The sequence below is a fragment of the Hydrogenophaga sp. genome (assembly GCF_035481345.1).
Classification (GTDB): domain Bacteria; phylum Pseudomonadota; class Gammaproteobacteria; order Burkholderiales; family Burkholderiaceae_C; genus Hydrogenophaga.
In genome coordinates this window covers 1-10,846 of sequence record NZ_DATIGV010000003.1, presented here as the reverse complement: position 1 = coordinate 10,846, position 10,846 = coordinate 1, and the positions used below count along the sequence as shown (strand labels likewise).

The 10,846-nt window shown below is 64.9% G+C and carries 11 protein-coding genes and 1 pseudogene; 4 read left to right on the top strand and 8 right to left on the bottom strand.

What is annotated here, in order from left to right; translation table 11 throughout:
• Nucleotides 1–24 precede the first annotated feature (24 nt).
• Entirely contained in the window at nucleotides 25–2,106 is a 2,082-nt protein-coding gene (locus VLG41_RS00110) for an HsdM family class I SAM-dependent methyltransferase (RefSeq protein ID WP_325347367.1), read from the top strand.
• A gap of 43 nt (nucleotides 2,107–2,149) precedes the next feature.
• Entirely contained in the window at nucleotides 2,150–2,731 is a 582-nt protein-coding gene (locus VLG41_RS00105) for a hypothetical protein (RefSeq protein ID WP_325347366.1), read from the top strand.
• 45 nt (nucleotides 2,732–2,776) lie between these two features.
• Here the strand turns inward: VLG41_RS00105 and VLG41_RS00100 are convergent, their stop codons facing one another.
• The 3 genes from VLG41_RS00100 to VLG41_RS00090 form a co-directional block, all read right to left on the bottom strand.
• Nucleotides 2,777–2,986 (bottom strand): hypothetical protein, encoded by a 210-nt coding sequence (locus VLG41_RS00100; protein ID WP_325347365.1) that lies wholly within the window; start codon nucleotides 2,984–2,986, stop codon nucleotides 2,777–2,779.
• Entirely contained in the window at nucleotides 2,983–3,651 is a 669-nt protein-coding gene (locus VLG41_RS00095; protein ID WP_325347364.1) for a hypothetical protein, read from the bottom strand. The genes VLG41_RS00100 and VLG41_RS00095 overlap by 4 nt, the downstream gene beginning before the upstream one ends.
• Nucleotides 3,652–4,179: 528 nt before the next feature.
• On the bottom strand, nucleotides 4,180–4,653 hold the full coding sequence (locus tag VLG41_RS00090) for a helix-turn-helix transcriptional regulator (RefSeq protein WP_325347363.1): 474 nt from the start codon (nucleotides 4,651–4,653) through the stop codon (nucleotides 4,180–4,182).
• Between the two features lie 77 nt (nucleotides 4,654–4,730).
• Here VLG41_RS00090 and VLG41_RS00085 point away from each other — a divergent pair, with 77 nt between their 5' ends.
• Nucleotides 4,731–5,180, top strand: a complete 450-nt coding sequence (locus VLG41_RS00085) for a hypothetical protein (RefSeq protein ID WP_325347362.1) — start codon at nucleotides 4,731–4,733, stop codon at nucleotides 5,178–5,180.
• A 382-nt stretch (nucleotides 5,181–5,562) separates the two neighbouring features.
• A complete protein-coding gene (locus VLG41_RS00080; RefSeq protein ID WP_325347361.1) occupies nucleotides 5,563–6,837 on the top strand; it encodes a PQQ-dependent sugar dehydrogenase in 1,275 nt (424 codons plus the stop codon).
• 55 nt (nucleotides 6,838–6,892) lie between these two features.
• On the opposite strand, the gene VLG41_RS00075 is transcribed toward VLG41_RS00080, so the two are convergent.
• From VLG41_RS00075 to VLG41_RS00055, 5 genes and pseudogenes are all read right to left on the bottom strand, one after another.
• A complete protein-coding gene (locus tag VLG41_RS00075; protein WP_325347360.1) occupies nucleotides 6,893–7,372 on the bottom strand; it encodes a hemerythrin domain-containing protein in 480 nt (159 codons plus the stop codon).
• A 102-nt stretch (nucleotides 7,373–7,474) separates the two neighbouring features.
• Complete coding sequence (locus tag VLG41_RS00070) at nucleotides 7,475–8,047, bottom strand: isochorismatase family cysteine hydrolase (protein WP_325347359.1); 573 nt, start codon at nucleotides 8,045–8,047, stop codon at nucleotides 7,475–7,477.
• Between the two features lie 43 nt (nucleotides 8,048–8,090).
• Nucleotides 8,091–8,990 (bottom strand): annotated as a pseudogene (gene glxR / locus VLG41_RS00065) (2-hydroxy-3-oxopropionate reductase); the annotation flags it as partial.
• Nucleotides 8,991–9,003: 13 nt separating this feature from the next.
• On the bottom strand, nucleotides 9,004–9,795 hold the full coding sequence (locus tag VLG41_RS00060) for an HpcH/HpaI aldolase family protein (RefSeq protein ID WP_325347358.1): 792 nt from the start codon (nucleotides 9,793–9,795) through the stop codon (nucleotides 9,004–9,006).
• 55 nt (nucleotides 9,796–9,850) lie between these two features.
• Nucleotides 9,851–10,846: enolase C-terminal domain-like protein (locus VLG41_RS00055; RefSeq protein WP_325347357.1), on the bottom strand; the 996-nt coding region annotated here is incomplete at its 5' end.

Below are 10,846 nucleotides of genomic sequence, written 5' to 3'. Positions count from 1 at the left end.
GTCGTCAACTAACTCTGGGACGAGCTGACCGACGATCAGAAGGCCTTCGGTGTCTATTGCGATCCGGCATGCGGCTCCGGCATTTTCCTGGTGCGGTTGTTCCAGCGCCTGGTTGCCCACCACTGCCACGTGAAGGGAAAGCGGCATGCCACTTGGACCGAGCTGAAGGGCTTTGCCAGTCGGCTGCATGGTGGCGACATCAACTCGTCGGCCGTGCGTGTCGCGGCCTTTTCGCTCTACATCGCGCTCCTCGAACTTTCCAGTCCTTCGGATCTACCCAGGCTCATAAAGGCCAAGAAATTGCTGCCGCCGCTGTACGGCAAGACGCTGCACCCGGGGACGGACTTCTTCAGCATTAAAGAGGCGCCGACGTATGACGTGATCATCGGGAATCCCCCCTGGAAGGGGCGTGCAGGATTGGAAACGTCGGCTCAAAACTGGGCAAAAGCCAAGGGGTATCCCCTACCTGCCAAAGACATCGCATGGGGGTTTGTGTGGAAAGCGCTGGAGAGCGTAAAGGCCGCCGGGCTCGTGGCGTTCCTGCTGCCAGCCATGGGAGCCTTGCACAACACCGAAAGCCAAGCTGCACGAAAGATGTTGCTGGAGCGGTCCAGAGTCCGGCGGATCATCAATCTGTCGGATCTGTGCTTCCAGCTTTTCGACGGAGCGGCACGCCCCACCGCCTTTGTGCTCTATAGCCCGCAAGAGCAGAAGACCAGTTACCGGTTCGAGTACTGGGTTCCCAAGGCTGATCTCAACCTTCGACTCAAGCGGCTGGTGACGCTCTCTCGGGCGGATCGCCTGACGCTCCGCTCCGACCTGGTGGCAAGTGATCCCACTGCGTTCAAGCGGCGGTTGTGGACGCGCGCTCCGGAGGAGCGTCTCTTGCAATACCTCCGGACGATGCCGCCCTTGTCGTCGTTCGTTCTCGAGTTCCAAGAGTTCAAACGCGCCAAGCTGGAGTTCAACCGCAACGAGCATTGGGTGATTGGGCAGGGCTTTCAACCAGCACGGGACGATCATCTGGAGAATGATGGCTACCGGACGACCACGTCAGAGATCGTGACGCGTCTGCCGTACTTGGATGCGAGCCAGTTTCAGTCTGTTGCACTTCAAAAGATTGAGAGCGCACCATGGCATGAGTCGCTCGTGCGTCGGGCCGGCTTTGAAGCTGGGTTTCGCGGTCCTCACATCATCATTGCCCAAGGGGTGGAGCGCGCAGTTGGACGTGTGCGAGCAGCGTTCAGCAATCAAGATTTCGTCTTCCAGCACTCGCTGCAGGCGATGACCGTGCCGTCTGGACAGGCAGACATAGGGATGGTGCTCACTGCCGTGCTGAACAGCAGCTTGGCGGCCTGGTTCTACTTCCATGACACCGCAAACCTCGGTGCCGACCGAGCGAAGGTTCATCAGGGTGAGCTGCTGAAGCTTCCATTCGACGTCCCCGAGAACATGCCGGATCCAGAGAAGGCGCTGAAGGCGGAGAAGGAGCTTGTCGCACTGGTCATGGGGGAAGTGGCGAGCACAGAGAATTTGCTTGTCGCCCGAGATGACCTCCTGAGCAAGATCGACCGCCTGGTGTTCGATTACTACGGCCTCGACGCCAGTGACGTGGCCATCGTCGAGGACACGTTCAATGCAGTGATCCCCGCCATGCAGCCCAGGCGCAGTGCCGGACTGCAACCCATCTGGGCTGCTGCTTCGCCGGGCCAGCGTGAGGCCTATGCGGCCATGCTGTGCAATGCCCTGGCGCCACACTTCAGCGTGCCAGTCAGCGCCTCGTTGGCGGCCCGCGCTACAGACGTCGCCGTGTTGAAGCTGACGATTGGTGATGCGGTTACGCCGTATGCGGAGAACACCTCGAGCGAGTTCACCGACTTTCTCATGCCGATCGCTGCGAGGCTTTCGATGGAGATGCCTGGCAACGTGCAACTGACACCGGATCTGCGTATCGTCGACGGCCGCGACATGTATCTCGTGAAGCCCGCAGCGGTCCGGCACTGGCTTCGGTCCACGGCACTGGCGGACGCGGAAAAAATCGCCGCGGACTTGGCGGCGGCCGCTGCTCGTCGTGGTCAGGAAGGGGCGACTCATGCTCGCGGGTAGTCCTGGAGTCTGGCTCGCTCATTTCCGAGACCTTGGCGAGCAGATGGCCGAAGCGATCGAAAACGCATGGCCGGTCTGCATCAAGCCACTGCAATCCAGGAAGGGCGCGATGACGCATGAGGATCACATCACAGTGCATCTCGTAAGTGCCCTCAGAAGGACCAAGAAAGTGCCTGGACGCATCGAGTACCAGTACTCCCTGCAGGAAGAGCTTGCCGACGGTTACGTGACCACGCCGAGCAGCATCGACTTTGTACTGACCGTAGGGGACGATGAAGAGGTCTATCTGGCCTACGAGTGCAAGCGGCTGAACGTGACCTATGGGACTCGAGTCCGCAACTATTGCGGGCCGTACGTCGATGACGGCCTGATGCGTTTCGTCTCGGGTCAATACGCCAAAGGGCTCCCGATGGCGACAATGATCGGCTACGTCATGAACGGCAACAACACCACAGCGCGCCGAGGGTTGAGGCGAGCGATGAAGCTACGTACTGCTGCTCTACGCCTGACCGCTGAGCAGGATCGTCTCTCGACAGCAGGACGTCCCACGCGATTCACTTCCACGCACGATTGCGGTTCCGGGCACAGCATGAGCGTCGAACACCATCTCTTGTCTTGGCCGTGATAGTTCACGCCAGTACGTGTCGGAATCGTGTGCAAACCCCTGGCGCTACCCCCAGACGCGAGTCAGGGTATGCCACGGAAAGTTCACGCCGGAGTAGACGCAGAAGCCCGTGATCGCGATGCGACGCAAGTCACGGCAGATGAGGGCGTACAGGCGCATGCGGTCATCCTTGAATGACAGGTACGGTTCTGCGGCCCAGCGCGCGACGAGCCCGAACCGGCCGCCGTCTTCGGGTGGCTCCTTCTTGGCGGTCATTTTTCGGTCTCCTTGGGCTTCGAGCGTTTCGGCTTCACGGGCGTGTCGTCGTCAGCCTTCTCGGCCTTCTTCATAGCTGCTTTCTTTGCAGCGGCCTTCGCCACTGCAGCCTTTTCCAACTCCAAGTGTTCGAGGTAGTCGTCGTAGTCCTTGATGTCGCGCTCTGCACCGATGTCGATCAGGCGGTCACGGAAGCGACCGTAGAACGAGGTCTGCGTCTTGCTCTGTCGCTGCAATTTTTCGACGCCGATGTTCGGATTCAGCAGCAGTACGTAGTGAAAATCGCCGGTCGAGCCTTCTTTGGTTTCGATGAAGCCGAGGTCGCGCAATGAACGCATGCGACGGCGCCACGTGTCCACCGCTCGCTCACCCTCGAAACCAGCTTCAGTCGCAAAGACGGTAGGCGCGTCGATTGTCAGCAGCGGATGGTCCGGAGCGCGGATCCAGAGGCAGAGCAGGACGTGCCCCGCGGGCTGGCCTTTCGACTGCGCGTCGATCGCTTGCATCGCGAGCGGTAGCGTGCGCGGAATGGTCGAGAAGCCGTGGTTGCGCGAGCGCTTCCACAAAAGTTCCTCGGGGTAGTCGGGAAACTGGATCTTCATCTGTTCCTCGGCGCGCTCGGTCATGTTGAGGCGGCGACGCCGAGACTGCTTTTGGGTTGCCATGCTTGAGGTCCGTCTTGAGTTTTGATGGGCTCAATTGGACGTGCATCGCCACACAACTGCAAGGAGTCAATACGCATGACCTCACCCATTTCAGAGCAAGCTCGCGCACTTCACAAGGCATGAATTCTCAGATATTCGCGTATTTGAACTGGTCTAATTGCGTGTATCCGCAGGCATATTTTTAAAAAATTTCGCCGGATCAATGACTTATGAGTAAAACGGGGTGCTCCCAGTCCTCCTGTCCTCCGTGTGCTCACCGTGCTCCATGTGCTCCCGGTAAAGGGTGAAGGGAATGGGCCGCCGGCTCTACAAGCTCAGATAGCGTTTTCGTACGCCGTGGCGGCGTCTTCTGGAATGGGCCCAGCATGCACCAGCGTCTGGACGGGCGACTGGTGGTCGAGCGTCTACTGCAGACTCGTTGGCGCCGGCTGAATGTCTGAAGAGCGGCCGAGCGCGCGCATTGACGCTGGACCATTGGCTGACAGCTACCGCTGAAGATGCGACGTACAAGGCAGCGCCGGTCCCGAGTCAGCGCCAGACATACTTGGTCAGCAGCGCCTCGATGGACAGATCGAGCGCGGCCGCGAGCCTCGCGAGTGTGTGCAGCGATGGGTTTCGCGCCTGGCGTTCGATGTGCGCGATGACGGCTCTACTGACACCCGATTGCTGAGCCAAGGTTTCCTGGGTCAGCTTCAACCTCTTTCTCGCCAAGACGAGGTTTGATGCCAGCACCTGATCAATCAGGGCATCACCGTCCTGCCGGGCCACAGGCCTTTTCCCCAGCAGTGACCCCGTGGTGACACCGAGGGCCCGCGCCAGTTTGTCTACCGCATGCAGTGAGACGTTGACGTGGCCCTGCTCCAGCAGTTGAAGCATCCGCCGGCTGATGTGCGCTTGCTCCGCCAGCGCGCTGGAGGTCCAGTTTCCTTGGGCTCGAAGCGCACGGAGGTTCGCCGCCAGCTGGGCCAGGAGGTGCGGGGTTTCAGCGGCTTGTTCAGACACCAAAAAAGGTTGGCACCGAACACGGGCTGTGTGCTAGTTTGGGGCACAATTTGCGGTCGGTTTTTTGGGAGTTCCCCGTGTTCATCACCGCCCCCGGCCTCGTCCAGCACCTCCACCCCTCGCAGATCGCCCCGCACCAGACCCACTGGCCCGCCATCACGCTCGCGCTGGAGCGGCCCTGGTACCTGCTCGTCTACGACGTCTCCTACAACGGTCAGAAGCTGTCGCAGACCTCGCTGGTGGCCTGGGACCACACGCTGCTGGACCTGTTGGCCCGCATCCCCGTGGCGGACCTCAGCGGCATCGCGCGCTTGCACCGGCGCCGCGACACAGGCCCGAGCTGGGCCCTGGAGTGGATAGGCGCGCTGTGGGCGCCAGCGCCGTGCGAGTCGCCGGCCCTGGGCCCCGTGCTGTTCCAACTGGGGCAAGACCCGCAGTTGCGCAACACCGACCTGCTGCCCGTAGACGAGGCCCCAGGCCGGCGGCTTCTGTATGAGGCGCCTTCGGGAAGGCTTGGCGGAAGGTGAGCCGGCTGCGGCACTGAGCCTGCATCGAGCCACGCGGGCACACGGTTTGCCCGAAGCTGGCTGGAAGGAGTTCCCATGACTCGCGATCACATCAAACACCTCAGAGGCGTGTACGCAAGCCCTCGCCAACCGCAAGGCGACTTTGGTCGGGGCAAGGACTATGCTCAACCCGGCAGCAGTGACGACGTGAACCGAAGGCTCAATGAACGCGGTGCTTACCGTGACGCCGAGTCCGCGCAAGACCCCGCCACGGTTCCGAGACCTCGCACACCAGGCCGCCCTGCGTCGACGAGCACCGAAGGGACTTCTCCGTCTGGCACCAAGACAAAGCCTCGGGAAGCGGAACCGGCGCAGCCAGAGCAAGGACGAGCAGGACAAGCTCATGAAGACCATGGCCGATAGGCGGGCCGGTCTGCTGGCGCGGCCCGGCTTGTTGCTCGCTTCCGTACTCGCCTTGGGCGTGCTGAGCGCGTGCGGCGGCGGTGGTGGCAACGTCGATTCGGGCGACGGATCTGGAGGCGGCGATCCTGGCGGCGGCAATCCTGGTGGTGGCCCCACGTTCACGCCCACCACCGAACCAGTCGCGGTGTCGCAGTTGCCTGTGGGCTTCTCCAACCCCACCGCCATGGCCTTTCTGCCCGATGGCCGTTTCATCGTCGTCACGAGCGACCGCTACTTGCGCCTGTACGAGGCGGACGGTTCGAGCTACATGTACCTGAACCACGCAGCCTTCACCATGATGACGGTGGGGACCGAGCACACGGGCTTGCTCGACGTGGCGGTGGACCCCGCCTTCGACAGCAACCGACGGCTGTACTTCACTTTTGCTGAAGGCGCAGGAGGCTCATTGGACCGGGGCACGGCTGTGGCGCGCGCGGAGCTTGACGACAGCGGGGACCTGGTGCCGACGTACCAGGTGATCTACCGGCAGCCGAAGGTCGACGGAGGCGGAAACTTTGGCGGACGCATGGCGTTCGACCGCGAAGGCCATTTGTTCGTGACGCTGGGCGATCGCGAAACGCCCGAACAGCGCGCGCTCGCGCAGGACGTGGCGAGTGGGAATGGCAAGGTGGTTCGCATCACCACCGATGGCGCGCCCGCACCGGGCAACCCCGTCATCGTCGGCGCGCTTCCTGGCCTGTGGAGCCTTGGTCACCGCAACCCGAAGGGCGCAGCGATCCACCCCGAGACGGGCGAGCTGTGGACGCACGAAGCGGGGCCGCAGGGCGGCGACGAAATCAACCTCACGCTGCCCGGGCGCAACTACGGTTGGCCGGTGATCAGCCACGGCCAGGTGCCGGGGACCACCACGCCCTTCGGTGAGGGCACCAGCAAGCCGGGCATGGAGCAGCCGCTGGCGGTCTGGGACACCAGCGATGGCAGCCCCTGGACCGGTGGCCAGAAATCGTCGATCGGACCGAGCGGCATGGCCTTCTTCACCGGCAGCAGCCCGGCGCACTGGCAAGGCAGCCTGTTCGTCGGCGCGCGCGACGGCACTGGCCTGTGGCGCATTCAGTTCGACGGCACACGCGAAGTCGGCCGTGAACGCCTGCTCGCGGACCGCAACGAGCGCATCGTCGATGTGCGCATGGGGCCCGACGGCGCTCTGTACGTGCTGACGCTTCCGTCGGGCGGGGTGCTGAGGGTTGGCGGCTGAGGCATCAGCCCCTGAGGCGGCATCGAGCAGGCCTGGCGGGGGCTGAAGGGGCGGCTCAGACCTCCACGCCCATCAGCGCTTCCTTGCGGGCCTGCAGCTCGTCGCGCATGGCCATCAGGTCCAGCCCGCGGGCGGCCCTGGCTTTCGGGAAGATCTGGTTGCGCTCTTCCTTCACGTGGTGGTCGATGTACTCGCCCAGCACCTTGACCTTGGCGTCGAACATTTCATCGGCCTCGTCCATGGCCTCGATCTGCGCGATGAGGTCCTTGGCGCCCGCGTGCTCGACCTCGGCTTCGGCGAGGGCCTCGGTCTCCTTCAGCGCTTCGCGCAGGGCGGGGTAGAAGATTTCTTCCTCGATGGCGGCGTGCACGGTGAGCTCATGGCAGATCTCCCGGGCCAGTTCCATTTTTTTCTGGCTGGCGTCGCGCGCCTTGGAATGCGCGAGCTCTTCGTACGCCTTGAACATTTTCTTGACGGCCTTGTGGTCGGTGTCCAGCAGGGTGCAGGCGTCGGCTTCGTTGCGGCTGGTGGGCATGGGGAATCTCCTGAATCGTGGGATGAATGGGTGACATCGCAAACCCCCGTCGCCAGAGCGAGGGGGGCGCCTCATGCCCGGCAAGCCACGTGCCCGGCGTGCTCAGGCGCGGTGCCAGCGCAAGCTGCGCCAGGGCCGCGTGTCGCACTTCAGGATGTCGCGCATGTAGGCCAGCGCGATCGCCTTCTTCTGCGGCGACTCCGCGGCCGTGCAGTCTTCGGGCACGTGCACCTTCAGGCCACGCAGGAAGGCATCGGCCGCGGTCAACTGGATGCAGATGTCCGTGGCCAGGCCCGCCAGCACCACGGAGCGGGCGCCGGTGTGATCGAGGATGATGTCCAGCGGCGTGCCGAAGAAGGCGGAGTGCATGGGCTTGAGCACGGTCAGGTCGCCGCGCCGGGGCCGCAGCAGGCGCACGATGGACGCGCTCAGGTCGCGCCCCTGGCCCAGCCGCTTCACCATGGTCGGGAAGTCGGATTGCCAGCGGCCGAAGTTGTCGTTGGCGTAGATCACCGGAATGCGCTGTGTGCGCGCGGCCTGGGCCAGGCGCCGGCTCGCCCGGGCGGCCTCCAGCGCGGGCGCTGCGAGCGCGCCCGCTTCCGGAAAGTCCAACGGATTGATGAAGTCGATCAGCAGCAGCGCGCGTCGACTTTTGACCAGATCGGCTTCGCCCATCGGTACCCCTTTCCTGGGGGCCGACGGCAAAGCCCGTGCCCGCTCAGCCTTTGGCCACGGGGTGCTCGGCCATGATCTCCAGCGCCTGCACCAGGGCGGAGTGGTCCAGCTCGCCCAGGCCGTGCGCGGCGCAGGCCTGCATCAGTTGCGCGGCGTTGGCCGTTTGCGGCAGGGCCACGCCCAGCTCGCGCGCGCCCTGCAGGGCCAGGCCCAGGTCCTTCTGGTGCAGCTTGATGCGAAAGCCGGGGTTGAAGGTGCGCTTGATCATGCGCTCGCCATGCACTTCCAGAATGCGGCTGGCCGCGAAGCCGCCCATGAGGGCCTCGCGCACCTTGGCCGGGTCGGCGCCGGCCTTGCTGGCGAACACCAGGGCCTCGCTCACGGCCGCGATGTTGAGCGCCACGATGATCTGGTTGGCCACCTTGGTGGTCTGGCCGTCGCCGTTGCCGCCCACCAGGGTGATGTTCTTGCCCATGCACTCCAGCAAGGGCTTCACGCGCTCGAACACGGCCGCATCGCCACCGCACATGATGGTGAGCGTGCCGGCCTTGGCGCCCACTTCGCCGCCCGAAACCGGCGCGTCGATGTAGTCGGCGCCGAGTTCGTTGATGCGTTTGGCGAAGGCCTTGGTGGCCATGGGCGAGATGGAGCTCATGTCGACCACGACCTTGCCCTTGCTCAATCCTTCGGCCACGCCGTTCTTGCCGAACAGCACGGCCTCCACGTCGGGCGTGTCGGGCACCATGGTGAAGATGACCTCGGCCTCGCGCGCCACGGCGGCGGCGCTGTCCACGCGCACGCCACCGGCGGCGGTGACGGCCTCGGGCACCTGGCTGCGCGTGTGCACGAACAGCTGGTGGCCCTTGTTGACGAGGTGCAGGGCCATGGGCGTGCCCATGATGCCCAGGCCGATGAATCCGACTTTCATGTGGTTCCTTCCGTGTTGAGGTGCGTGCTCAGTAGCCCTGCGGCGGCTTGGCGGCCTTCACGCCGCCGCGCATGGTGTTGACGACCTGCTGCGCACCCGCGGCCATGAGGCGCGCGTCGGAGCTGACGGTGACGAACTGGAAGCCCATGGCGATGCGCTTGAGCGCGGCCTCGGGCGAGCCGTTGTGGATGCCGGCCACCACCTTGTGCGCCTTGGCGCGGGCCAGGATGTGCTGCACGGCCTCGGCGGCCTTGGGGTCGAGTTCGTCGAAGGTGGGGTTGCAGCCCAGCGCGAGCGACAGGTCGGACGGGCCGATGTAGATGGCGTCCAGCCCCGGCGTGGAGAGGATGTCGTCGAGGTTCTCCAGCGCCTGCGCGGTCTCGATCATGGCGAAGGTGACGATGGTGTCGTTGGCGTGCTTCGGGTAGTCGGCCCCGCCGTAGAGCAGGGCGCGCACGGGGCCGAAGCTGCGCGTGCCGCGCGGCGCGTAGTGGGTGTAGGCCACCAGCTTCTCGGCGTCGGCGCGCGTGTTCACCATGGGGCAGATCACGCCGTAGGCGCCGGCGTCCAGCGCCTTCATGAGGATGCCGGGCTCCAGCCAGGGCACGCGCACCACGGGCACGGTGTTGGTGGTGCTGACGGCCTGCAGCATGGGGACCATGCTGTTGTAGTCGATGACGCCATGCTGCAGGTCGATGGTGAGGGAGTCCCAGCCCTGGTGGGCCATGGTCTCGGCGGAGAAGCTGTTGGGGATGGCGAGCCAGCCGTTCACCACGGCGCCGCCGTTGGCCCAGATCTCGCGCAGTCGGTTCGGTCGCATGCGAATGCCTTGTTGTTGTGGGGATGGAAGGCGCGATCCTAAGACGGGATCGGTCTCAGCGGTCCATGCAGGGGCGCTTGGGGTCGAAGCGCCAGTTGGGGATGAGGTACTGCATGGCGGTGGCGTCGTCGCGCGCGCCCAGGCCGTGCTGGCGGTAGAGCTGGTGGGCCTTCTCCACCTCGGCCATGTCCAGCTCCACGCCCAGGCCGGGCTTCTTCGGCACGGCCACGTGGCCGTTCACGATCTTCAGCGGCTCCTTGGTGAGGCGCTGGCCGTCCTGCCAGATCCAGTGCGTGTCGATGGCCGTGACCTTGCCCGGCGCGGCCGCGCCCACGTGCGTGAACATGGCCAGGGACACGTCGAAGTGGTTGTTGGAGTGCGAGCCCCAGGTGAGACCCCAGTCGCGGCAGGTCTGGGCCACGCGCACGCTGCCGGCCATGGTCCAGAAGTGCGGGTCGGCGAGCGGGATGTCGACCGACTGCAGCGAGAGCGCGTGGCTGAGCTGGCGCCAGTCGGTGGCGACCATGTTGGTGGCCGTGGGCAGGCCGGTGGCGCGGCGGAACTCGGCCATCACCTCGCGGCCGGAGAAGCCGTCCTCGGCGCCGCAGGGGTCTTCGGCGTAGGCCACCACGCCGCGCATGCGCTGGCCCAGGCGGATGGCGTCTTTGAGCAGCCAGCCGCCGTTGGGGTCGAGCGTGATCCGCGCCTCGGGGAAGCGCTCGTGCAGCGCGGTGACGGCGTCCACTTCCTCGTCGCCGCGCAGCACGCCGCCCTTGAGCTTGAAGTCGTTGAAGCCGTAGCGCTCGCGCGCGGCTTCGGCCAGCCGCACGATGGCCTCGGGCGTCATGGCCTTGTCGTGGCGCAGGCGGCACCAGGCGTCGGCGCCGTCGGGCTCATTGGCCGGGTCCACGTAAGGCAGGTCGGTCTTCGTGCGGTCGCCCACGAAGAACAGGTAGCCCAGCATCTCCACCGACTCGCGCTGCTGGCCTTCGCCGAGCAGCGCGGCCACGGGCACCTCCAGGTGCTGGCCCAGCAGGTCGAGCAGGGCGGA